Raw genomic sequence first — 21311 nt, forward strand, 5'->3', positions numbered from 1 at the left:
AGGACATAACATGAGCAAACCCATCGTTTTCAGCGGCGCCCAGCCTTCCGGTGAACTGACCATTGGCAACTATATGGGTGCGCTGCGTCAGTGGGTGCAGATGCAGGATGATTTTCACTGCATTTACTGCATCGTCGATCTGCACGCCATCACCGTACGTCAGGATCCAACCGCGCTGCGTAAAGCCACGCTGGATACCTTAGCGCTCTATCTTGCCTGCGGCATCGACCCGGCGAAGAGCACCATCTTTGTTCAGTCGCACGTGCCAGAGCATGCGCAGCTGAGCTGGGTGCTGAACTGCTACGCCTATTTTGGCGAGCTGAGCCGCATGACGCAGTTCAAAGATAAATCCGCGCGCTACTCGGAAAACATCACCGCAGGCCTGTTTGATTATCCGGTGCTGATGGCGGCCGATATCCTGCTCTATCAAACCAATCAGGTGCCGGTTGGCGAAGATCAGAAGCAGCATCTGGAGCTGAGCCGCGATATCGCCCAGCGTTTCAATGCGCTATACGGCGATGTGTTCAAAGTGCCTGAACCGTTCATTCCGAAATCGGGTGCACGCGTGATGTCGCTGCTTGAGCCGACCAAAAAAATGTCCAAGTCAGACGACAACCGTAACAACGTGATTGGTCTGCTGGAAGACACCAAAGCGGTGGTGAAGAAGATCAAACGTGCGGTAACCGACTCCGCCGAGCCGCCAGTGGTGCGCTACGACGTCAAAGAGAAAGCCGGTGTATCAAACCTGCTGGATATTCTTGCGGGCGTGACCGGTAAAACCATTGCGCAGCTGGAGCAAGAGTTCGAAGGCAAAATGTACGGCCATCTGAAAGGTGAAGTGGCTGAAGCGGTTTCCGGCATGCTGACCGAGCTGCAGGAGCGCTATCATCGTTTCCGTAACGATGAAGAGTTGCTGAATCAGGTGATGCGCGATGGCGCAGCAAAAGCCCGCGCTCATGCGCAGGAAACGCTGAAGAAAGTGTATGAAGCGGTAGGTTTTGTCGCACAGCCGTAAGCGGTGTGCGGAATAGAACAGAACGGCGGGTCATTTGACCCGCCGTTTTTTATTTGATGCGATGTAACGCCAGTTCCGCGCCATCCCAGAACAGGCGGGCGTTACCGTCAGCCAGCACGCTGATCACCGCGCCCGGCGCAGGTCCCCACGCCTGGTTGCCACAACTCACATTGAAACCGTAACGGAAGGTGAAATCACCATCCTGGCCCGCGCCATTGGCGGCGCTCAGGCGCGGTTTAGCGTTGCAGTTATCGACGGAAGGATTGATGCTGCGCTCAGCAGTACCGCGCGTCCAGGTGATCGCATTCGGCTTAAACGCCACGCGCGCGCCCATAAACTGTGGATCATTCTTGATATACAGCTGACCGACTTCCTTCTTAGGCGTTACCGCCACCACCTGCCATTCACCCACCACGTTCGACCAGGTAACCGGTGCGGCGGTAGCAAGCGCGCTTAACGGCAATAACAACGCGCAAACCCATGAAGCAACGCGCATGGAAACTCCTTATTGATGAGAAAGATGGCCCATAGTCTGGCGACAAAGCGCAGCGCTGTACAGTTTTTTGCCGTTTCAGAACCAGCGTAACTGAGAACGCAGTTCCACCACGCGCCCAACGATAATCAGAGCCGGACTGGCAAACTGCTGCGCCAGCGTGGCCAGTTCCGCCAGCGTTGCGGTCTCAACGCGCTGCTGCGGCGTGGTGCCGTTCTGCACGATCGCCACCGGCATCGCAGCATCCATGCCGTGTTGCAACAGCTGCTGCTGAATTTCCGGCGCCTGCGCCAGCCCCATATAGAACACCAGCGTTTGCTGTTCAGCCGCCAGCTTGCGCCACTCGATTTCGCCATGCTGCTGCAAATGGCCGGTGACGAAACGTACGCTCTGCGCGTGGTCGCGATGCGTCAGCGGAATACCGCTGTAAGCAGAACAGCCCGAGGCGGCGGTGATGCCCGGCACCACGCTAAACGGGATGTTGTGCTGCGCCAGCAGTTCCAGCTCTTCACCGCCGCGGCCGAAGATAAAGGGATCGCCACCTTTTAGTCGCACCACGCGCTTGCCGCTCTGCGCCTGCTCAAGTAAAACCTGGTTGATCTGCGATTGCGGTACGCAGTGATTGCCGGCTTGTTTGCCGACAAAGATGCGCTCCGCATCGCGGCGGACCAGATTAAGAATCGGCGCCGAGACCAGGCGGTCATACACCACCACATCGGCCTGCTGGATGTGCTGCAAACCTTTCAACGTCAGCAGCCCCGCATCGCCCGGCCCGGCGCCTACCAGCACCACTTCGCCTTGCTGCGACAGCGGCGCATCGAACAAGGTCTCGACGATGTGCTCGGCGCGTGGTCGATCACCATTCGCCAGGGTTTGCGCCAGACGATCGCTCACGAAGAAGCGCTCCCAGAAAGCGCGCCGCTGCGCCATGCTGTTAAAGCTACGCTTCACACGATTGCGCAACGATCCGGCTAAGGACGCTAACTCACCCAGATGTTGTGGCAGCATCGCTTCAAGTTTTTCACGCAGCAAACGCGCCAGCACCGGCGCGCGACCGCCAGATGACACGGCGATCATCAGCGGCGAACGGTCGACAATCGACGGCATAATCGCGCTGGCTTCCTGCGGCGCATCCACCAGATTGCAAAAGATGCGCCGCCGCTCAGTCGCATCGCCAACCTGCTGATTCACCGCATTATCATCGGTGGCGGCAATCACCAGCCAACAATCCTCAAGCCAGCGCTCGTCAAACGCGCCGGGGAGTAAGGTCAACTTTCCCTGTTGTGCCCACTGCTGAAAAGCGGGGGAGAAATCCAGCGCGCCAACCTGCAAATTGGCACCGGCGTCCAGCAGCAAACGCGCTTTGCGTTCTGCCACATCGCCACCGCCCACCAGCAAACAGCGCTTGCCTTGCAGGCGGCAAAACAGCGGAAAGTAGTCCATAGCTCATCCTGAAAAAAGCCCGCGCAAGGCGGGCTGAAAAAGTGTTATGCGGTTTTGAGCGGCGCGGCTTGCGCTTCGGCCTGCGGGCGCTGCGCCTGCGGTGTGGCGTACCAGTAACCGAGGCCCATCAGCACCATGCCGGAGAACATATTGCCCAGCGTCACCCACAGCAGGTTGTGGCCGATGCCGCTTAGCGTGAAGTCGGCATTATGCTGACCAAACCACGACAGCGCAAAGACCGTCATGTTGGCAATCGAGTGTTCGTAGCCGGAAGCGATGAACGCCAGCAAACACCACCAGATGGCGATGAACTTCGCCGTGCCTTCGGTACGCACCGCCATCCAAATCGCCAGACAGACCAGCCAGTTACAGAGCGCGCCTTTAAAGAACAGCGCTATGGCTGGCTGCGTGGTTTTTGCCAGCGCCGCGCTGTGCAGCAGCGATCCGGCATTTGGCAGCAGCGGTCCCGCCGCATAGTAATAAATCAGCGCGACGAATACTGAACCGACAAGATTACCCAGCCAGGTTTGCGGCAGCACGCACCACATCTGGCCTTGCTTGATGCTGCCGGCTTTGACGCCGATGGTCAGGAACATGGTGTGGCCGGTGAACAACTCGGAACCAGCGATGATCACCAGCGTTAAAGCGATACCGAAAGTCGCGCCCATCAGCAGCGGACGATAAGCCGGATCGACCAGATTGCCGAGCGTGAAGATCAGGATAATCGCCAGGCCAACGTAAGCGCCCGCCATCGCCGAGCTGATCCAGAAGGCCAGCGGGCTGTGCTGCGCCGTACGCACAATGCGCGCCGCGTTGGCGGCGCATTTATTCAGGGTGTCAGTAAACATAGTGACGTCTCATAAAGTGAAGGAATGCTGTCAGGCGCAGATCTCTACCTTGCCATCGCGAACGCGCACCGGATAGCTCGCCACCGAGCACGCTTCGTCTTCCAGACACAAGCCATCGCTCAGGCGGAAGCGCTGTTTCTTCAGTGGACTCGCCACCCACAGCGCCTGCTGGTGCTCCGCAATCAGACCGCGTGACAACACGCTGGCCTGGGCGAAAGGATCGATATTGCTCAAGGCGTAGAGTTGCTCATCGTCGTGCGGACGGAAGAGGGCAATCTGCTGGCCTTTGATCAGCGCACATACGCCGGTCGCAGGCAGAATTTGGCTGAGTTCACACACCGAATGCCACTGGCTCATGCGTCGATCTCCTCAATCAGAGTGACCGCAATGCGCTCGGCGGGTTGCGCCGGACGATGCTGATCGCGTTGGTTGATGTGCTGTACCAGCGGATCGCGGCGATCGCTGTTGATGAAAGTGCGGAAGTGACGCTGCTGCTGCGGATCCTGCAGCGTCGCGGTCCATTCACATTCCACTGCCGCGCGCAGACGCGTCAGCTCCGTTTCCAGCTGTGTATTCAGACCGAGTTTGTCATCAATAATCACGCTGCGTAGATAGTCAATGCCGCCTTCCATGCTTTCCAGCCACAGCGAGGTGCGCTGCAGGCGATCGCCGGTGCGGATGTAGAACATCATGAAGCGGTCGAGATAGTGCAGCAGCGTATCGCGATCAAGATCGGCAGCCAGCAAATCGGCGTGACGTGGCTTCATGCCGCCATTGCCGCACACATACAGGTTCCAGCCTTTCTCGGTGGCGATGATACCCACGTCTTTGCCCTGCGCTTCGGCGCATTCGCGCGTGCAGCCGGAGACGCCAAACTTCATCTTGTGCGGGGTACGAATGCCTTTGTAGCGATGCTCCAGCTCAATGCCGAAGCCGAGGCTATCGCCTACGCCAAAGCGGCACCAGACGCTGCCGACGCAGGTTTTCGCCATGCGCAGCGCTTTGGCATACGCTTGTCCGGTTTCAAAACCGGCAGCAATCAGCTGCGTCCAGATCGCCGGCAGATCATCGCGCTGCGCACCAAATAGGCCAATACGCTGCGAGCCAGTGATTTTGGTGTAGAGATTGTACTGGCGCGCCACGGCGCCAATCGCCATCAATCCTTCCGGCGTGATTTCGCCTCCGGCCGAGCGCGGGATCACCGAGTAAGTACCGTCTTTTTGAATATTGCCGAGGAACAGATCGTTGCTGTCCTGCAGCGGTGCGAGCTGTGGCTTCAGCACATATTCGTTCCAGCAGGAAGCCAGCAGTGAACCAACCGTCGGTTTACACACCTCGCAGCCGTAGCCCTGACCATATTTCGCCAGCAGCGCGTCGAACGATGTGATCTCTTCCACGCGAATCAGGTGATACAGCTCCTGACGCGAATAGGGGAAGTGCGCGCACAAATGATTGTTCACTTCGATGCCCTGACGGCTCAATTCAGCGTTCAGCACCTGAGTAATCAACGGAATACAGCCGCCGCAGCCGGTGCCGGCGCGGGTTTCGGTTTTCAGCGCTGCGACGGTGTGGCAACCGCCTTGCACCGCTTTGACGATATCGCCTTTGCTGACGTCGAAGCAGGAGCAGATTTGCGCGCTGTCCGGCAGTGCATCAGCGCCCATTACCGGTTTCTCGCCGCTGCCCGCAGGCAGGATCAGCAACGCCGGATTTTCCGGTAGCGCGATGTTATTCAGCGCCAGCTGCAGCAGATTGCCGTAATCGCTGGTGTCACCGACCAGCACCGCGCCCAGCAGCGTGCGGTTATCTTCGCTGACGATCAGGCGCTTATAGATATTTTTCTGCTCATCAAGCCACACGAAGCTGCGTGCGCCTGGCGTGCGGCCATGCGCATCACCAATGCCACCGACATCAACGCCCAGCAGTTTCAGCTTGGCGCTCATATCTGCTCCGGCAAACGCGTTGTCGCGGCCAACCAGCCGATCGCTGGCGACCTGCGCCATTTTGTACCCTGGCGCGACTAAGCCATAAATACGGTTCTGCCACGCGGCACACTCACCAATGGCGAAGATGTCCGCATCGCTGGTCTGGCAATGATCGTCAATGGCGATACCGCCGCGCGTGCCCAGCTGCAGGCCGCACTGTTTGGCCAACTTGTCTTGCGGGCGAATGCCGGTGGAGAAGACGATGAAATCGACATCCAGCGCGCTGCCGTCAGCAAACTCCAGCGTTTTAACGCCTTGCGCGTGATGGACGATCTGCTGGGTGTTTTTGCCGGTGTGAACGCGCACGCCCATCTGCTCGATCTTGCGACGCAGCTGCTCGCCGCCTTGCGGATCGAGCTGTTCCGCCATCAGCACCGGCGCGAACTCAATGACGTGGGTTTCGACGCCGAGGTTTTTCAGCGCGCCTGCCGCTTCCAGTCCCAACAGGCCGCCGCCAATTACCGCGCCGCGTTTGCTGCGGCGTGAACAGGCTTCAATGGCGTTGAGATCTTCAATGGTGCGATAGACATAGCAATCACTGCCTTCCGCGCCGGTAATCGGCGGAATCCACGGATAAGAGCCGGTGGCGAAAATCAGCTTGTCGTAATGCACCGCGCGACCGCTATTCGAGTGAATCAGTTTTTCATCGCGGTTAATGGTGATGGCGCGTTCGCCGAGCAGCAGCTTTACCTGATGCTTTTCGTAATACCCTTCGCGAACCAGTGAGAGTTCTTCGGCGGTGTGATGGGAAAAATAGGCGGAAAGGTGGACGCGGTCATAGGCGACGCGAGGTTCTTCACAGAAAACGGTTATCGCAAACTGATTAGATTCATCTTTGTCGATAAGTTCTTCTATAAAGCGGTGGCCGACCATGCCGTTGCCAATAATAACGACACTGTGCTTGCTCATGCTTGCCTCAAAAATTGCGGTATCTGCGCCTACCTTAGCGCGGCGCTTTTGGAACTTATTGATATACATCAAGCGCACCCTTATATACCTATTTCGAGTTATGTAACTGATTTTGAACGAATTAGTTAAGTGGCTTATTTGGTTGATAATTACCTAATCATTTCTTCGCCGCACATTCCGTAGCGGCACGATTCATCGCGCAATAAATTGCACCGCTACGGAATGTGCCCGCGGTGACAGGGTTTTTCATGCTAGCTTTAGGTTTTGTGTTTTACAGGAGTACGGCATGGCCAACCCGTCACTGAAGTGGATCAACAACCTGCGCTTAGCGGGCCAGCAAGGCTTGTGGCAGATCGAAATCGCCAACGGCAAGATTGCGCAGATTCGCCCGCAGCCGCCGCAAACTGCAGCCCAGCCTGACGCGCTGGATGCGGAGGGCGGACTGGCGAGCGCGCCGTTTATTGAGCCGCATATTCACCTCGATACCACGCAAACCGCTGGCGAACCCGCCTGGAACCAATCCGGCACGCTGTTTGAAGGCATCGAGCGCTGGGCGGAGCGCAAAGCGCTACTGAGCCATGACGACGTGAAACAGCGCGCGCAGCAAACCCTGAAGTGGCAAATCGCCAACGGGATTCAGCATGTGCGGACTCACGTCGATGTCTCCGATCCCACGCTGACCGCGTTAACAGCGATGCTGGAGGTGAAAGCGGAAATGGCGCCGTGGATCGACATCCAGATTGTGGCGTTTCCGCAGGAAGGCATTCTCTCTTATCCGAACGGGGAAGCGTTGCTGGAAGAGGCGCTGCGCATGGGCGCGGATGTGGTGGGCGCGATTCCGCACTACGAATTCACCCGCGAATACGGCGTGGAGTCGCTGCATAAAACCTTTGCGCTGGCTAATCGCTACGATCGCCTGGTGGATGTGCACTGCGACGAGATCGACGATGAGCAGTCGCGCTTTGTCGAAACCGTGGCGGCACTGGCACACCGCGATGGCAACGGCGAGCGCGTCACTGCCAGCCACACCACGGCGATGCACTCCTACAACAATGCCTACACGTCGCGGCTGTTCCGTCTGCTTAAGCTCTCAAAAATCAACTTTGTCGCTAATCCGCTGGTGAATATCCATCTGCAAGGGCGCTTTGATAGCTATCCGAAACGTCGCGGCATCACGCGGGTGAAAGAGTTGCTGGAAGCGAATATCAACGTCTGCTTTGGCCACGATGATGTGTTCGATCCCTGGTATCCGCTCGGCACTGCCAGCATGCTGCAGGTGCTGCACATGGGATTGCATGTCTGTCAGCTGATGGGTTACGAGCAGATTGATAATGGATTGCAGCTGATTACCGCCAACAGCGCCAAAACCCTGCAGCTGGCGAATTACGGTATTGAGGCAGGTAATGATGCCAGTCTGATTATTCTGCCGGCGGAGAGTGGATTTGATGCGGTGCGGCGTCAGGTGCCGGTGCGTTATTCAGTACGTAAAGGTGTATTGGTCGCTGCGACGCAGCCCGCCAGCAGTGAGATCTATTTAGCGGGAAAAGAAGCGGTAACCTTCAAACGTTGAAGAGCAGGGCGGACTGCGGTCCGCCCGTCAAACTTAGTGGGTGACGTGACCGTGCTGGCGATGTTTGGTCACAAAGCCGAGCAGAACACACATCACAAACACCACGGCGTACAAACCGTTAGCCGTTGAGAGCGCAGCATGTGCGCCACCTTGCGCCACGATTGGGCCGGTTACCACGAAGGTCAACATGGTGCCGACGGTGCCGCAGGTCAGGATGAAGTTCACCAGCTTCGGTGAAGAGACTTTGGTTTGCAGCGATCCCAGCGTGATGATGGTGGTGTAAATCGCGCTGGAGCTGAAGCCCAGCGTCATGATGATCCAGTGCAGCATGCTGGCGTCTTTGGAGGTGACGAACCAGTACATCAAACCGGTTGCCAGCGCCGCCAGCACCATCAGGATGCGCTGCAGATCGAAGAAGCGCAGCACGAAGCTGAACACCCACATGCCGACCATGTACGCGGTCCAAAAGTTACCTACCAGCTGACCGGCAGCGGCGATATCCATGCCCATCGATTTGGTAGCGTATTCCGGCACCCACGAGATGAAGCCAAGCTGGCCGAGGATGTAGCACAGTGCCGCAATCGACAGGAACAGCACGCCGATGCCCCATTTCTCTTTCTCAACGCCTGGCTTAGCGGCTTCGCTTTTCAGCACCGGGAACTCAATGAACAGCGTCAGCACAAAGATCGCGACATAAATGATGCCGATGCAGGCGTAAACCCAATACCACGGCAACGCGCGCGCCAGTAAGATACCGGCGATGATCGGAAAGATGGTGCCCGCCATGCTGAAGAACGAATCGGTAAACAGCAGACGTGCGCCGCGCTGACGGCCATCGTACAGATGGGTGATCAGGAAGGTACCGATCGACATCGTGATGCCGCTGACGACGCCGAGGATGAACATGCACAGCGAGAAGACGGTGAGATCGTGGCTGGTCATCAGGCCGGCAACGGCGAGGATCATCAGCACAAAGCCAAAGATCAGCTGGCGCTTCAACGGCACAATCACCATCAGCCAGGCGTTCAGGAACACCGACACCAAAATGCCCGCATTGAGGAATGTGAAAGTGTTGCTCATTTCTGAAATAGGGCGCTGGAAATACTGCGCGATATTGTCCAGCACCATACCGGTAACGATCACCAGTGCGCCGGTGAGCGCATAGGAGAAATAGCTAATCCAGGTAAGGCCAATGCGATTACGGTTTGTCATGTTCTGAACCTGTTAAGCGACGAAGTTGGCAAAAAGTGTCATGAATTGTAAGTGTTGCTGTGATCTTAATAAACAATGAGTGTAACAAGGCGGAAATATTTCATTGAGAGTGTGATTTTCATCACGCAAATGATTGCGTGGCGGCAAAAGTATGACAATAGCAACATCCACGTAAATATCGGTAAAACGCTGGCTCTTGGATCACATGCTCTTTACAATCAATCTCGTTTTTGAGCTAGCTCTCCATGGTAAGGAATCTTTCATGCTTAAACGTACTTTGACAGCGGCGGTTGCCCTGTTAGCGCTCTCTTCCGTATCGTCTGCCGCGCTCGCCGCAAAAGGCGATCCACATGTGCTGCTCACCACCTCTGCGGGCAATATTGAACTCGAACTGAACAACCAGAAAGCCCCGGTTTCGGTGAAAAACTTTGTTGATTACGTCAACAATGGTTTCTACAACAACACTATTTTCCACCGCGTTATTCCTGGCTTTATGATTCAGGGCGGCGGTTTCACTACCGACATGCAGCAGAAGCAAACGGTAGCGCCGATCAAGAACGAAGCCGACAACGGCTTGCGTAATCTGCGCGGCACCATTTCGATGGCGCGTACCGCAGATAAAGACAGCGCCACCAGCCAGTTTTTCCTCAACGTAGCCGATAATGCGTTCCTCGATCACGGTCAGCGTGATTTCGGCTATGCGGTATTTGGTAAAGTTGTGAAAGGCCAGGATGTGATCGACAAGATTGCGCAGGTCCCTACCAAAGATGTGGGACCGTACCAAAATGTGCCGTCAAAACCGATTGTTATCCTCTCCGCCAAAGTCCTGCCTTAATTCTGAAACGCGCCATTTTCGCATGGCGCATCATTGGCTCTCCGGCAAAGCAAAAAATTGCTGCTTATACTTAGGGCTCATTGCTTGCCGGAGGCGCTATGACTAGCAAACTCACTGAGAAACAGAAAGCCACTTTGTGGCAGCAGCGCCGTGCTGCGAGCTACCAGGCCAGCTGTCGACTGGCCGGATATACCTATAGCGAAGCTCTTATTGATGCCGAACATGCTGAGGAGCGACTCGAGTCGCTGAGGAGGCAATATGGTGGATAACAGCTTAGCGGTACGCGATCCCTATTTGTGGCACAACGACAATGTGTTGAAGAATCGCCTCGATATTCATGATGAAGCCCAGCTGCGCAAAGCGGAACTGGCTTTCAGCACCGCGCGCCTGGCGACGTTAGAACTTGGCCAGCGCAGCATCGGTTTGCCACGTCTTTGCCATATTCATCGCACGCTGTTTCAGGATCTCTACAGCTGGGCGGGAGAATTGCGCACCATCGATATCTGGCGCGATGAAACGCCGTATTGTCATTGCGAATACATCGAGAAAGAGGGCAACACGCTGATGCAGGCGCTGGAGGAAGAGCGCGGCCTGGCTGACCTTGAGCAGGAAGCGTTCGTGGCGCGTATCGCACATTACTATTGTGAGATCTTCGTGCTGCATCCGTTCCGCGCCGGCAATGGCCGCGCGCAGCGCATCTTCTTCGAGCAGTTGGCACTGCATGCCGGGTATCAGCTTTCGTGGGAAACACTCGAACGCGATGCGTGGCGCGCTGCGATCTCGGCGGGCGTCGCCGGCGATCTGGCACCGCTTGCCGCGCAATTTGCGAAAGTGGTGAGCCCGGCGAAGGTTTTACAGTAACACTTCAAGCCCGTGTTTTTGCACCACGGACAACAGCTTAAGAGAGATTCCGCCGGGGCGTTTAGCCCCGGTTTCCCATTTCTGCACGGTTGACACACTGGTGTTGAGATAGCGGGCAAAAACCGGCTGACTAACATTCAAATTTTCGCGCAAGTTCTTAATCGCCTGCGCATCGAGCGCGGCGACATCGCCCAGGCAACGTTCATCAAAATCACGCATGCTCTGTTTGCTGATGGCATCTACTTCAAACAATCCGGATGCCGCGCTGTGAATGGCTGCAAAAGCCGGACTTTTAAATTTACGCGTTATGGCCATGACACATCTCCACTAACTCCCGAACGGCGAGCAGCCGATTCAGAGCCTCATTCGAAATCAACGAGTATTGTTTTGCCAGCTCACGAAAGCCCTCAAGTTCGCTTTCACTCAGGTTGCTCTGATCCTGTTTGGCAAATAAAAAGGTATAAATCCAGTTTTTACCCCCTTTGGCCAGAATGATGGCGCGATCGCGATTTTGCTGCAGACGCTTTTTAAATACGCCACCACCCAAATCATCGGCATAACCCAGTTTTACTGCTGCAATTGCCCGACAAAGTTCTTTATCGCCAATAAGATGCCGACGGGCTTGCTTACTGAACCATTTGGTTTTGAATACTCGCGTTGTAGCTGACATAGTCACTCTCCAAAATATAGCACTGGGTGCGAGAGTAATCAGAATCTTTTTCGTCAGCTAGCGGGTATTAAGATTGAAGGTGTTAACATAGCTTTTTTGCGACCTTTCTTGCGGCAGTTGCCGCAATGACACACTGCTACGACCTACTATGCTGCTGCTAATCGATAACTACGACTCCTTCACCTGGAATCTCTACCAATACTTCTGCGAGCTGGGCGCGGATGTGCGTGTGGTGCGCAACGACGCCATTACGCTGGATGAGATGGCAGCGCTGCCGCTGACGCATCTGGTGATTTCGCCGGGCCCATGTACGCCGGATCAATCTGGCATCTCGCTCGCGGCTATTCGCCATTTTGCCGGGCGCTTGCCGATCCTCGGCGTTTGCCTTGGACATCAGGCGATTGCGCAAGCCTATGGCGCGCAGGTGGTACGCGCGCGCCAGGTGATGCATGGCAAAACCTCGCTGATTCAGCACACCAACCAAGGTGTGTTTCGTGATCTGAATAATCCGCTTACCGTGACCCGCTATCACTCATTGATTGTGGCGCGCGATACGCTGCCCGCTGAGTTTGAAGTCACCGCGTGGAGCCTGCGCGACGGCCAGCCGGATGAGATCATGGGCTTCCGCCATCGCAGCTTGCCGCTGGAAGGCGTGCAGTTCCATCCGGAAAGCATCCTCAGTGAGCAAGGGCATCAGCTGCTGGCTAATTTCCTCAACGCGTAACTTATGTTTGCCTTCGTGTGACTTTTTATGCATATTTTGTGATTATAATTTCACATCAGCTCAACAAATAACCCGATGAGGTCGTCAATGGCAGCGGAAAAACTAGCGGTAACCCGGGAAACGTTCGATAACGTAATTTTGCCTGTTTATGCACCTGCGCAGTTTGTGCCGGTAAAAGGCAAAGGCAGCCGAGTGTGGGATCAGCAGGGCAAAGAGTATATCGATTTCTCTGGCGGTATCGCGGTGACTGCATTGGGCCATTGTCATCCGGCGCTGGTGGAAACGCTGAAAACCCAGGGCGAAACGCTGTGGCACACCAGCAACGTGTTCACCAACGAACCGGCGCTGCGTCTGGCGAGTAAACTGATTGCCGCGACCTTTGCCGATCGGGTGTTTTTCGGTAATTCTGGCGCGGAAGCCAATGAAGCGGCATTCAAGCTGGCGCGTTATTACGCCTGCAAAAAACACAGCCCGTTTAAAAGTAAAATCATCGCCTTCCATAACGCCTTCCACGGTCGCACGCTGTTCACCGTGTCGGTGGGTGGCCAGCCGAAATATTCTGATGGCTTCGGTCCAAAACCGGCGGATATCGTGCATGTGCCGTTCAACGATCTCGATGCGGTGAAAGCGGTGATTGACGACCATACCTGCGCCATCGTGGTCGAGCCGATTCAGGGCGAAGGCGGCGTGATGCCGGCTACGCCAGAATTTATGCAAGGCCTGCGCGCCCTCTGTGATGAACATCATGCGCTGCTAGTACTGGATGAAGTGCAGAGCGGCATGGGACGCAGCGGCAAACTCTTTGCGTATGAACATTACGGTATCAAGCCCGATATCCTCACCACCGCCAAAGCGCTGGGCGGCGGTTTCCCGGTGAGTGCGATGTTGACCACCAATGAAATCGCCTCAGTAATGGCGCCGGGCGTGCACGGCACCACTTACGGCGGCAATCCGCTGGCGTGTGCCATTGCTGAAACCGCGCTGGACATCATCAACACGCCAGAAGTGCTGGAAGGTGTGGAAGCGCGTCGTCAGCAGTTTGTTGAAGCGCTGCAAGCCATCGACAGCAAATTCGCTATCTTCAGCGAGATTCGCGGCAAAGGTCTGTTGATTGGTGCCGTGCTGAAGCCGCAGTTCGCCAGCAAAGCGCGTGACATCCTCAACGCTTCCGCCGCGGAAGGGCTGATGATTCTCACCGCCGGTACTGACGTGATCCGTTTTGTGCCGTCGCTGGTGATTGAACCGACCGATATCGCCGAAGGCATGACGCGTTTCGCCAGCGCGATTGAGAAGGTGCTGGCCGCTTAATCCGCTTTCGGACGTAACACCTTGAGCCAGCGGCCATGATGCGGTCGCTGGCTCCACGCCAGCGAAGAGATGGTGTGCATCACGCTGAGGTGCTGCAAGATCCGCTTCACATGCTGTTCAACAATCGTCACCGGCCCTTCATTAAGATTCTCCGGCGCTTCCAGAATATTGCTGTCGTTACCCGGACCGTCATACGCCAGCCGCTGCTGACAACGCTGCAGCGCGATTTCACAGGATTGCAGATAACCTTCTGCTAGCTTCGATGTCAGCATGGTGTGCTCGCGCGCCAGAATCGTCATGGCATTAATATGCTCGACGATGAACTGACTGTGCGTAACCCACATGCGCATATCTTTCAGATATTGCAGGTTAAAGCCCGGCTCGCTCGATGCCTGGTTCAATGAGTTGAACAGCGCGTTGTGCGCCTGATTAACCTTTATGCGCTGATAAGCCAGTTTATCGGGCGACTGTTCCGGCCCCAGCAGCAGTTGCAGCGCCTCCTGATAGGCTTCCAGCGCATCGTGCGCGTTCTTGCGCAGCAGCCCGCTTTGCCACTGCGGCCACAGCCAAATCATCCCGGCGAAGGCAATTAAACAGCCCATCAAGGTATCCATCATGCGCGGCAGCAGAAACTGTGCGCCGTTCAGCGACAGCAATTGCAGCGAATACACCGCCGTGACGGTAAAGCCAATCATCGACCAGCCATAATATTTCCGCGTGATCAGATAGCTCGCCAGCGTAATCCCCAGCATAAACAGCAGCGTGATCGATTCCGGCACCGCCAGCTGCAGCGACGCGGCGGCGATCAGCAATCCGGCGAAAGTGCCCAGCGCACGGTGCTGAATACGCACGCGCGTGGCGTTGTAACCGTTCTGGCTGACGAACATGATGGTCATCAGAATCCAGTAAGGTTTGGGGATGTTAAAGAACAGCGCCAGCGAGCTGCCAAACATCAGCATCACAGCGAAGCGGGCTGCGGTGCGTAACGCGGTGGATTTGAATGACAGATAACTGCGCAGCGCCGGCAACAGCGGCAAACGGCGCTGGCGATCGGCCATTAGGTCACGCGTGTAGAGCGGCTTCTGCGTACGCAACACGCGGGCGATGCGACTGAAGTGATACAGGCAGAAGTTGCCGACCGGATTATCCGGATGCTGGCGTGCAATTTTCTCCAGCGCGCCGAGCTGTTTCTCCATGTGAAAACGGTCCGGCAGCTGATGGTAGAGAATCGCATCCGCCAGCACGCGCAGCCGCGCCGAGATAATCTTGGCGTTCCAGCGAATCACCGCTTCGGCGTGGCTCTCCTCAACCAGCTTCTGCACCTCTTCGGGCTGATGCAAACTCACGGAGATGTGTTCCTGTAAATCCAGCGCCACCTGGAAAGCGCGCGTCAGGCGTTTGTGGCTGTTATCGCGGCTCGCCGACAGCATATGCATTTGCTGATAGCAGGTGGTGATGAGGTCGACCGCCTTTTGCTGGCGCGCCAGCAGCGGCGGCAGCGCTTTCTCCGGATCGGTCAGCTGCGTCAGTAAGGTGTATTTGGCATCGCAGTAATCCGCCAGCTCGCGGAACAGCAGGCTGAGCGATTCGCGCATCGGCTGCTCTTTCCACAGCCAGAACCAGAACCAGTTGAACAAGCCGTACCACAGCGTGCCGCCAATGTAGAGCAGCGGCGGCACCCATATCGGCATGCGTCCCACTAAGCTGAGCGTAAAGATGGCGGCGATGAGTGTGGCGGGCAGCAGGCGCGCGTGCAGCGGGCCGATTTCGCCGGTTACGCCAATCAGCAGCGGCAGCGCCAGTAAAATCAGCGGCAGCGGTATCTGGTAAGCGGTGAGGATTTGCATCAGGAAACTGCCGGTGGCAAACAGCGAACCACCCACAATCAGGCGTTTGAAGAAGCGTTTGTGCGGCGTATCCAGTCCCGCCATGTTGCAGCAGGCCGGCACTAACGAGAACAGCAGACCTTTTTGCAGATCGCCAAACAGCCAACCGAGAGCCACAGGCAGGCACAGCACCAGCGTTTGCCGCAGCGCATAGTTAACTTCGGGATGATAGATGATTCGGCGCCACATCAGCTCATCGCAAATAGAAACGGCGCGATGTTGCCATCACGCCGTGGGTGAGAAGAAATTAGCGGGTGCCGTAAACGACGATGGTTTTACCGTGTGCGGAGATCAGGTTCTGATCTTCCAGCATTTTCAGGATACGACCCACGGTTTCGCGTGAGCAGCCCACGATCTGACCAATCTCCTGACGGGTGATTTTGATTTGCATCCCGTCTGGGTGAGTCATCGCATCTGGCTGTTTGGCCAGATTTAGCAGCGTTTGCGCAATACGTCCGGTGACATCGAGGAAGGCAAGGTTGCCCACTTTCTCAGATGTCACTTGCAGACGACGCGCCATTTGCGACGAAAGTCGCATTAAAATATCCGGGTTTACCTGAATCAGCTGACGGAATTTTTTGTATGAAATTTCAGCCACTTCGCAGGCAGACTTCGCACGCACCCAAGCACTACGTTCCTGGCCTTCTTCGAAAAGACCGAGTTCGCCGATGAAATCCCCCTGATTGAGGTAGGAGAGAATCATCTCTTTGCCTTCTTCATCTTTAATCAGTACCGCTACGGAACCTTTTACGATGTAGTAAAGCGTTTCCGCTTTCTCACCCTGATGGATGAGCGTGCTTTTGGATGGATATTTGTGAATATGGCAATGGGACAGGAACCATTCGAGTGTAGGGTCTGTTTGCGGTTTGCCGAGAACCATTCGCTATTATCCTCTGTTGTAATCGTGCCCAAAACACAGGGGGCATTTTTTCCCTGTCAGGCGGTTTAATCGTCGAGCGTTTCCAGTAAAGGAAAAATTATTCCGGGTGGACTCTTAAGCTACGCTTTTGATTCTTCCGGCCTTCGTCTGTAATGACGAAAATATTTTCAGCACTGTTTGTAGCACAGCTTTTGCGAGCTGTCTTGTGTTGTCTCGCTTCAGCAGAAGGGGGATTACTCTGGATTGCTGTTTGTCAGGTGAAAGCGTACTCTGGCGGCAAAACCGCCGCTTCAGGAGAAAGAATCATGCAGGCACGAGTGAAATGGGTGGAAGGTCTTACCTTTCTCGGAGAATCCTCATCCGGCCATCAGGTATTGATGGATGGTAATTCCGGTGATAAAGCGCCAAGTCCAATGGAGATGGTGCTGATGGCCGCGGGCGGCTGTAGTGCTATTGATGTGGTGTCGATCCTGCAAAAAGGGCGCAGCGATGTGGCCGATTGCGAAGTGAAGCTCACATCGGAACGCCGTGAAGAAGCGCCACGCATTTTTACCCACATCAACCTGCATTTTATCGTTAGCGGTAAAGCGTTGAGCGACAAAGCCGTTGCGCGTGCGGTCGATCTGTCAGCGGAAAAATATTGTTCGGTAGCGATCATGCTGGGTAAAGGCGTTGAAATTACCCACAGCTATGAGGTGATCGAGTTATAACTCGGGTTGTAGCGGCGCAATAAGTTGCGCCGCTACGGAATGACTTCGCTTATTCAATCCGCTTCCCTTCAATCAGTCGCTGTACCAGCGGCAGCATAATCAGCTCCATCGCCAATCCCATTTTGCCACCCGGCACCACCAGCGTATTGATGTGGGAAATAAACGATCCCTGAATCATCGCCAGCAGATAGGGGAACGCGATGCCTTCCAGACCACGGAAATGGATCACCACGAAGCTTTCGTCGAGCGACGGAATTTCGCGTGCGGCAAACGGGTTTGAGGTATCAACGGTCGGCACGCGCTGGAAGTTAATGTGGGTGCGCGAGAACTGTGGCGTGATGAAGTTAATGTAATCCTCCATTGACCGTACCACCGAATCCATCACCGCTTCGCGTGAATGGCCGCGCTCGCTGGTGTCACGCACCAGCTTCTGAATCCACTCAAGGTTAACAATCGGCACCACGCCAACCAGCAGATCGACATGCTCCGCCACATTTTGCTGCTGCGTGACCACACCGCCGTGTAAGCCTTCATAGAACAGCACATCGGTGTTTTCCGGCAGCGGCTGCCACGGCGTAAAAGTGCCCGGCACCTGATTCCACGGCACGGCTTCATCGTAGGTATGTAGATATTTGCGCGATTCGCCAAGGCCGGTTTGGCCGTAATGTTTAAACGTCTGCTCCAGCAGGCCGAAGTCGTTGGCTTCCGGGCCGAAGTAGCTGATGTGGCGCCCGAGATCGCGCGCCTTGCGGATCGCCATGTCCATTTCCGGACGTGTGTAGCGATGGAAACTGTCGCCTTCGAGTTCCGCCGCATGCAAATTCAGCTGCTGGAAAATTTTACGGAAGGCGAGGCTGGTGGTGGTGGTTCCGGCGCCGCTGGAACCGGTGACGGCAATAATTGGATGCCTGGCTGACATAACAGAGCTCCCTGTGAAGTCCGGCGATGAGCATTGTTACCACGAATTGCCGCGGGGTGCATCAGCCGCGGAATTCACCCTTCGGCATAATATTGATCGATTCATGCAGTTCCGACCACACCAGCACCACGTCGCCGCGCTCAAGTTGGCGGCGCACGTCGGCGACTTTTTGCAGCAAACTGCGTTCCTGCTCGCCGTAATCAGTGCCTTCGCGTAACACGAAGGTTTCAATCACGTTTTCCAGCGTGTCCGCTTCGAGTTCTTGCCAGGGAATAATCACAATTACACATCCAGATAGGTTGAGAGCCAGTCGGGCACGCGCTGTTCCAGCCACATTTTCGGTTTAAGAACGGTGCCGCCGACGAAACCGACGTGGCCGCCTTGCTGCGTCAGCTGATACTGAATGGAGGCTGACAGCTGGTCAGGTTGCGGAATAACGGCATCGGTCATAAAGGGATCGTCTTGCGCGTGAATGATCAACAGCGGTTTACGCACGCCAGTCAGCAACGGCAGCGCGCTGGCTCGTTGATAATAGTCGTTGGCGTCAATAAAACCGTGCGCACGTGCGGTTATCGCATCATCGAACTCGCGTAAGCGGCGGAAAGCACGTAACTGGCTGAGATCGACCGGCAGGGTGCCAGGCCAGGCGCGCAGTTTGCGCGTGGCGTTCTTTTTCAGCTGCGTCAGTAAATAGTGCTGATAAAAGCGTGAAAAACCCACATCCAGCTTGCCGCTGCACGGCTCGAGCGCCAGCGGCGCTGAGATGGCGATGCCAGCATCAATCGGCACGTCGTGACCTTGCTGACCCAGCAGGCAAGCAAGCATGTTGCCGCCCAGCGAAACGCCGACGGCGGCGGTGGGTACGCTGCCCCATTCGCGCTGCAGCCAGTGAAGGAAGTAGGTGGCGTCTTCGGTTTCACCGGAGTGATAGATGCGCTTTAAGCGATTAGGCTCGCCGCTGCAGCCGCGAAAGTGCATTACCACCGCCAGCCAGCCGCGTGCCTGACACGCCTGCATCAGGCCGTGCGCATACGGGCTGCGAAAGCTGCCTTCCAGTCCGTGAAACATCACCATGCGCGGTTTATGACGCGCCTGCGCCGGATCTTCACTCCACGCTAAATCGACAAAATCGCCGTCCGGCAGGTCAAGACGCTGCCAGTGCGGACGTAACGTAACGCGGCGCCGCAGAATACGCGGCAGCAGCGTTTGCAGATGCGCGTTGCTGAATCCGCGCAGGGGTTTAAAACGCTCGCCGCTGGGGCGATCAAAATAGCTTGGGTAAAGGCTTGTCTGATGCATAAGTCGCTGATAGCTTCGATGGGTTGTTCGCTTTACTGGGTGAGGAGCACCCGAATATACATGGAACTGAGTCTTTTTTTATCAATGTTAGGTTTTCTCTGGGTCGCGGCCATCACGCCCGGGCCCAATAATATGTTACTTACCGCCTCGGGTGCTAATTTTGGCTTCCTGCGCACCATTCCGCTGCTGATTGGTATCATGATTGGTATGCAAGTCATGTTGCTAATGGTGGCATTTGGCATCGGCGGCCTCATCCTGTTTTATCCCTCGCTGCATCTCATCCTGAAGATTGCCGGTAGCCTTTATCTGCTGTGGCTGGCATGGAAAATCGCCAGCGCCGAGTATGAAAAACTGGAAACCGACGCTGTCACGGTGAAGCAGATGCCTTTCTGGCAAGGCGGCTTGCTGCAGTTGATCAACCCGAAAGCCTGGCTGATGGCGCTCGGCGCGGTGGCCAGCTTCAGCCTGGCGGGCAGCGAATATCTGCATTCGGTGGTGGCGATCAGCATCGGCATGTTCATGGTGAACGTGGTTTCTGGGGTGATCTGGATGGGCTTTGGCTCGCTGATTGGACGTCTGCTGCGCAGCCCACGCGCGTGGAAAATCTTCAATCTGGCGATGGGCTTGCTCACCGCTGCCTGCGTATTGCTGATTTGGCGCTAAGTTAGCTGGAAGCGCGTTCAACGCGCTTCCACGGCAACACTTCATTGACCACCGACGCTTTAGGCTGCCGGATGCGTTGCAGCAACAGCTGTACGCTGCGCACACCCATACGATTCATCGGCTGCTCAATCGTGGTCAGCGGTGGATTCAGGCTGCTGGTAAAGTTGATGCCATCAAATCCCACCACCGCTAAATCTTCCGGCACGCGTAAACCTGCTTCCAACGCCGCGTGTATGACGCCGACCGCCAACACATCCGATACCGCAAACACCGCATCCGGCGGTTCCGGCTGCGTGAGCAGTTCGCGCAAAGCCGCACTGCCCGCTTCGCAGGTGATATTCTCGGCGTAAGCCACACCGCACCAGCTGAGATCCAGTTGCTCCAGCGCCGCGCGATATCCCTCTTCACGCTTATGTGAATAGAGGTAGCGCATATCGCAGTTCACCAGCGCAATACGACGTCGGCCTTTGCTCGCCAGATAACGCACGGTTTCGAAAGCCGCTTCTTTATTATCAATCGCCACGCTTGAGGCGGCGATCGACGGATCGTATTCCGCGCACTGCACCCAAGGCTGATCGCCAATCAATTCTTTCAGCTCATGCAGGCTGCTGGCGGCATCCATGGTGATCACGCCGTCGACCACTTTGCCGGTGAGCAACGCAATGTAGGCCGCTTCGCGCCGCAGCTGCGATCCTGAGTTACACAGCAGAATGTGGTAACCCTGCGCTTCAGCTTCGGCTTCAATGCCCTGAACCACGCGTGAGCAGAACGGATTGGTGATGTCGGGAATCAGCACTAACAACATATGGCTTTGCGAAGTGCGCAGCTGGCGCGCCAGCAGGTTGGGCTGATAGTCGCAGATGTCGATGGCCGCCAGCACTTTGGCACGCGTATCCGGGCGCACGCCGGGATTCTGGTTCAAAACCCGTGAAACGGTGGCTTTTGACACGCCAGCCAGGTGTGCGACTTTCTCTATCGACATGGATTCAGGACCGTTAGTAAAGAGTTATAAAATGAGATCTCTATCAATATCACAGCTGCCATGTGAGCGTGTGACATATTTACCGCTTTCCTTTTCTTT

General features: G+C 56.0%; 23 protein-coding genes. 9 read left to right on the forward strand and 14 right to left on the reverse strand.

Features of this window, described 5'->3' with window-relative positions; translation table 11 throughout:
- Nucleotides 1-10: 10 nt before the first annotated feature.
- Nucleotides 11-1015, forward strand: coding sequence for a tryptophan--tRNA ligase (trpS, locus tag K5Y33_RS21655; protein ID WP_101762662.1), 1005 nt, complete (start codon nucleotides 11-13; stop codon nucleotides 1013-1015).
- Nucleotides 1016-1064: 49 nt separating this feature from the next.
- On the opposite strand, the gene K5Y33_RS21660 is transcribed toward trpS, so the two are convergent.
- The 5 genes from K5Y33_RS21660 to nirB form a co-directional block, all read right to left on the reverse strand.
- Nucleotides 1065-1511: a hypothetical protein gene (locus K5Y33_RS21660; RefSeq protein ID WP_222235085.1), complete on the reverse strand. Its 447-nt coding sequence runs from the start codon at nucleotides 1509-1511 to the stop codon at nucleotides 1065-1067.
- 75 nt (nucleotides 1512-1586) lie between these two features.
- Nucleotides 1587-2951, reverse strand: a complete 1365-nt coding sequence (cysG, locus tag K5Y33_RS21665) for a siroheme synthase CysG (protein ID WP_222235086.1) — start codon at nucleotides 2949-2951, stop codon at nucleotides 1587-1589.
- 44 nt (nucleotides 2952-2995) lie between these two features.
- Complete coding sequence (gene nirC / locus K5Y33_RS21670) at nucleotides 2996-3799, reverse strand: nitrite transporter NirC (RefSeq protein WP_222235087.1); 804 nt, start codon at nucleotides 3797-3799, stop codon at nucleotides 2996-2998.
- Nucleotides 3800-3829: 30 nt separating this feature from the next.
- Nucleotides 3830-4156 (reverse strand): nitrite reductase small subunit NirD, encoded by a 327-nt coding sequence (nirD, locus tag K5Y33_RS21675; RefSeq protein ID WP_110867613.1) that lies wholly within the window; start codon nucleotides 4154-4156, stop codon nucleotides 3830-3832.
- Nucleotides 4153-6693 carry a nitrite reductase large subunit NirB gene (nirB, locus tag K5Y33_RS21680; RefSeq protein WP_222235088.1) on the reverse strand — a complete coding sequence of 847 codons (2541 nt, stop codon included), beginning with the start codon at nucleotides 6691-6693 and terminating at the stop codon, nucleotides 4153-4155. The genes nirD and nirB overlap by 4 nt, the downstream gene beginning before the upstream one ends.
- A gap of 286 nt (nucleotides 6694-6979) precedes the next feature.
- Here nirB and K5Y33_RS21685 point away from each other — a divergent pair, with 286 nt between their 5' ends.
- Nucleotides 6980-8263 carry a cytosine deaminase gene (locus K5Y33_RS21685; protein ID WP_222235089.1) on the forward strand — a complete coding sequence of 428 codons (1284 nt, stop codon included), beginning with the start codon at nucleotides 6980-6982 and terminating at the stop codon, nucleotides 8261-8263.
- A 33-nt stretch (nucleotides 8264-8296) separates the two neighbouring features.
- On the opposite strand, the gene tsgA is transcribed toward K5Y33_RS21685, so the two are convergent.
- Entirely contained in the window at nucleotides 8297-9475 is a 1179-nt protein-coding gene (gene tsgA / locus K5Y33_RS21690) for an MFS transporter TsgA (RefSeq protein ID WP_008101801.1), read from the reverse strand.
- 262 nt (nucleotides 9476-9737) lie between these two features.
- Between tsgA and ppiA the strand changes: the two genes are divergently transcribed.
- From ppiA to K5Y33_RS21705, 3 genes are all read left to right on the forward strand, one after another.
- Nucleotides 9738-10310, forward strand: a complete 573-nt coding sequence (ppiA, locus tag K5Y33_RS21695; RefSeq protein ID WP_008101803.1) for a peptidylprolyl isomerase A — start codon at nucleotides 9738-9740, stop codon at nucleotides 10308-10310.
- Between the two features lie 98 nt (nucleotides 10311-10408).
- A complete protein-coding gene (locus K5Y33_RS21700) occupies nucleotides 10409-10579 on the forward strand; it encodes a YhfG family protein (protein WP_101762654.1) in 171 nt (56 codons plus the stop codon).
- Complete coding sequence (locus tag K5Y33_RS21705; RefSeq protein ID WP_110867611.1) at nucleotides 10569-11171, forward strand: putative adenosine monophosphate-protein transferase Fic; 603 nt, start codon at nucleotides 10569-10571, stop codon at nucleotides 11169-11171. Before K5Y33_RS21700 ends, K5Y33_RS21705 begins: the two co-directional genes overlap by 11 nt.
- Here the strand turns inward: K5Y33_RS21705 and K5Y33_RS21710 are convergent.
- Nucleotides 11163-11486: a DNA-binding transcriptional regulator gene (locus K5Y33_RS21710; RefSeq protein WP_110867610.1), complete on the reverse strand. Its 324-nt coding sequence runs from the start codon at nucleotides 11484-11486 to the stop codon at nucleotides 11163-11165. The two genes, K5Y33_RS21705 and K5Y33_RS21710, sit on opposite strands and share 9 nt — an antisense overlap.
- Nucleotides 11470-11841 carry a type II toxin-antitoxin system RelE/ParE family toxin gene (locus tag K5Y33_RS21715; RefSeq protein WP_222235090.1) on the reverse strand — a complete coding sequence of 124 codons (372 nt, stop codon included), beginning with the start codon at nucleotides 11839-11841 and terminating at the stop codon, nucleotides 11470-11472. Before K5Y33_RS21715 ends, K5Y33_RS21710 begins: the two co-directional genes overlap by 17 nt.
- A gap of 148 nt (nucleotides 11842-11989) precedes the next feature.
- Between K5Y33_RS21715 and K5Y33_RS21720 the strand changes: the two genes are divergently transcribed.
- Complete coding sequence (locus K5Y33_RS21720) at nucleotides 11990-12565, forward strand: aminodeoxychorismate synthase component II (protein WP_137386648.1); 576 nt, start codon at nucleotides 11990-11992, stop codon at nucleotides 12563-12565.
- Nucleotides 12566-12652: 87 nt separating this feature from the next.
- The gene (locus K5Y33_RS21725; protein ID WP_222235091.1) at nucleotides 12653-13873 is read left to right on the forward strand and encodes an aspartate aminotransferase family protein; all 1221 of its coding nucleotides are present in this window, start codon (nucleotides 12653-12655) and stop codon (nucleotides 13871-13873) included.
- Here the strand turns inward: K5Y33_RS21725 and K5Y33_RS21730 are convergent.
- Together K5Y33_RS21730 and crp are read right to left on the reverse strand one after the other, a co-directional pair.
- Entirely contained in the window at nucleotides 13870-15948 is a 2079-nt protein-coding gene (locus tag K5Y33_RS21730; protein WP_110867606.1) for a YccS/YhfK family putative transporter, read from the reverse strand. The genes K5Y33_RS21725 and K5Y33_RS21730 overlap by 4 nt on opposite strands.
- Nucleotides 15949-16006: 58 nt before the next feature.
- A complete protein-coding gene (crp, locus tag K5Y33_RS21735) occupies nucleotides 16007-16639 on the reverse strand; it encodes a cAMP-activated global transcriptional regulator CRP (protein ID WP_003852956.1) in 633 nt (210 codons plus the stop codon).
- A 305-nt stretch (nucleotides 16640-16944) separates the two neighbouring features.
- Here crp and K5Y33_RS21740 point away from each other — a divergent pair, with 305 nt between their 5' ends.
- Entirely contained in the window at nucleotides 16945-17349 is a 405-nt protein-coding gene (locus K5Y33_RS21740; protein ID WP_049851954.1) for an OsmC family protein, read from the forward strand.
- 49 nt (nucleotides 17350-17398) lie between these two features.
- Here K5Y33_RS21740 and K5Y33_RS21745 read toward each other — a convergent pair whose 3' ends face one another.
- The 3 genes from K5Y33_RS21745 to K5Y33_RS21755 all read right to left on the reverse strand — a co-directional run bounded on the left by K5Y33_RS21745 (nucleotide 17399) and on the right by K5Y33_RS21755 (nucleotide 19567).
- A complete protein-coding gene (locus K5Y33_RS21745; protein ID WP_101762648.1) occupies nucleotides 17399-18268 on the reverse strand; it encodes a phosphoribulokinase in 870 nt (289 codons plus the stop codon).
- A gap of 61 nt (nucleotides 18269-18329) precedes the next feature.
- Complete coding sequence (locus K5Y33_RS21750) at nucleotides 18330-18548, reverse strand: YheU family protein (protein WP_222235092.1); 219 nt, start codon at nucleotides 18546-18548, stop codon at nucleotides 18330-18332.
- A 2-nt stretch (nucleotides 18549-18550) separates the two neighbouring features.
- Nucleotides 18551-19567 (reverse strand): hydrolase, encoded by a 1017-nt coding sequence (locus K5Y33_RS21755; RefSeq protein ID WP_222235093.1) that lies wholly within the window; start codon nucleotides 19565-19567, stop codon nucleotides 18551-18553.
- Between the two features lie 60 nt (nucleotides 19568-19627).
- On the opposite strand from K5Y33_RS21755, the gene K5Y33_RS21760 reads away from it, so the two are divergent.
- Nucleotides 19628-20230, forward strand: coding sequence for a LysE family translocator (locus K5Y33_RS21760; RefSeq protein WP_222235094.1), 603 nt, complete (start codon nucleotides 19628-19630; stop codon nucleotides 20228-20230).
- Between the two features lies 1 nt (nucleotide 20231).
- Here K5Y33_RS21760 and K5Y33_RS21765 read toward each other — a convergent pair whose 3' ends face one another.
- Nucleotides 20232-21212, reverse strand: coding sequence for a LacI family DNA-binding transcriptional regulator (locus K5Y33_RS21765; RefSeq protein ID WP_222235095.1), 981 nt, complete (start codon nucleotides 21210-21212; stop codon nucleotides 20232-20234).
- Between the last annotated feature and the right edge of the window lie 99 nt (nucleotides 21213-21311).

The organism is Pantoea sp. DY-17 (assembly GCF_019795975.1).
Taxonomy (GTDB): domain Bacteria; phylum Pseudomonadota; class Gammaproteobacteria; order Enterobacterales; family Enterobacteriaceae; genus Pantoea; species Pantoea leporis.

Excerpts from the sequence above, each read along its gene's own strand:
- trpS (WP_101762662.1), top strand. The coding sequence starts at position 11 with ATGAGCAAACCCATCGTTTTCAGCGGCGCCCAGCCTTCCGGTGAACTG.
- K5Y33_RS21660 (WP_222235085.1), bottom strand. The coding sequence starts at position 1,511 with ATGCGCGTTGCTTCATGGGTTTGCGCGTTGTTATTGCCGTTAAGCGCG.
- cysG (WP_222235086.1), bottom strand. The coding sequence starts at position 2,951 with ATGGACTACTTTCCGCTGTTTTGCCGCCTGCAAGGCAAGCGCTGTTTG.
- nirC (WP_222235087.1), bottom strand. The coding sequence starts at position 3,799 with ATGTTTACTGACACCCTGAATAAATGCGCCGCCAACGCGGCGCGCATT.
- nirD (WP_110867613.1), bottom strand. The coding sequence starts at position 4,156 with ATGAGCCAGTGGCATTCGGTGTGTGAACTCAGCCAAATTCTGCCTGCG.
- nirB (WP_222235088.1), bottom strand. The coding sequence starts at position 6,693 with ATGAGCAAGCACAGTGTCGTTATTATTGGCAACGGCATGGTCGGCCAC.
- K5Y33_RS21685 (WP_222235089.1), top strand. The coding sequence starts at position 6,980 with ATGGCCAACCCGTCACTGAAGTGGATCAACAACCTGCGCTTAGCGGGC.
- tsgA (WP_008101801.1), bottom strand. The coding sequence starts at position 9,475 with ATGACAAACCGTAATCGCATTGGCCTTACCTGGATTAGCTATTTCTCC.
- ppiA (WP_008101803.1), top strand. The coding sequence starts at position 9,738 with ATGCTTAAACGTACTTTGACAGCGGCGGTTGCCCTGTTAGCGCTCTCT.
- K5Y33_RS21700 (WP_101762654.1), top strand. The coding sequence starts at position 10,409 with ATGACTAGCAAACTCACTGAGAAACAGAAAGCCACTTTGTGGCAGCAG.
- K5Y33_RS21705 (WP_110867611.1), top strand. The coding sequence starts at position 10,569 with ATGGTGGATAACAGCTTAGCGGTACGCGATCCCTATTTGTGGCACAAC.
- K5Y33_RS21710 (WP_110867610.1), bottom strand. The coding sequence starts at position 11,486 with ATGGCCATAACGCGTAAATTTAAAAGTCCGGCTTTTGCAGCCATTCAC.
- K5Y33_RS21715 (WP_222235090.1), bottom strand. The coding sequence starts at position 11,841 with ATGTCAGCTACAACGCGAGTATTCAAAACCAAATGGTTCAGTAAGCAA.
- K5Y33_RS21720 (WP_137386648.1), top strand. The coding sequence starts at position 11,990 with ATGCTGCTGCTAATCGATAACTACGACTCCTTCACCTGGAATCTCTAC.
- K5Y33_RS21725 (WP_222235091.1), top strand. The coding sequence starts at position 12,653 with ATGGCAGCGGAAAAACTAGCGGTAACCCGGGAAACGTTCGATAACGTA.
- K5Y33_RS21730 (WP_110867606.1), bottom strand. The coding sequence starts at position 15,948 with ATGTGGCGCCGAATCATCTATCATCCCGAAGTTAACTATGCGCTGCGG.
- crp (WP_003852956.1), bottom strand. The coding sequence starts at position 16,639 with ATGGTTCTCGGCAAACCGCAAACAGACCCTACACTCGAATGGTTCCTG.
- K5Y33_RS21740 (WP_049851954.1), top strand. The coding sequence starts at position 16,945 with ATGCAGGCACGAGTGAAATGGGTGGAAGGTCTTACCTTTCTCGGAGAA.
- K5Y33_RS21745 (WP_101762648.1), bottom strand. The coding sequence starts at position 18,268 with ATGTCAGCCAGGCATCCAATTATTGCCGTCACCGGTTCCAGCGGCGCC.
- K5Y33_RS21755 (WP_222235093.1), bottom strand. The coding sequence starts at position 19,567 with ATGCATCAGACAAGCCTTTACCCAAGCTATTTTGATCGCCCCAGCGGC.
- K5Y33_RS21760 (WP_222235094.1), top strand. The coding sequence starts at position 19,628 with ATGGAACTGAGTCTTTTTTTATCAATGTTAGGTTTTCTCTGGGTCGCG.
- K5Y33_RS21765 (WP_222235095.1), bottom strand. The coding sequence starts at position 21,212 with ATGTCGATAGAGAAAGTCGCACACCTGGCTGGCGTGTCAAAAGCCACC.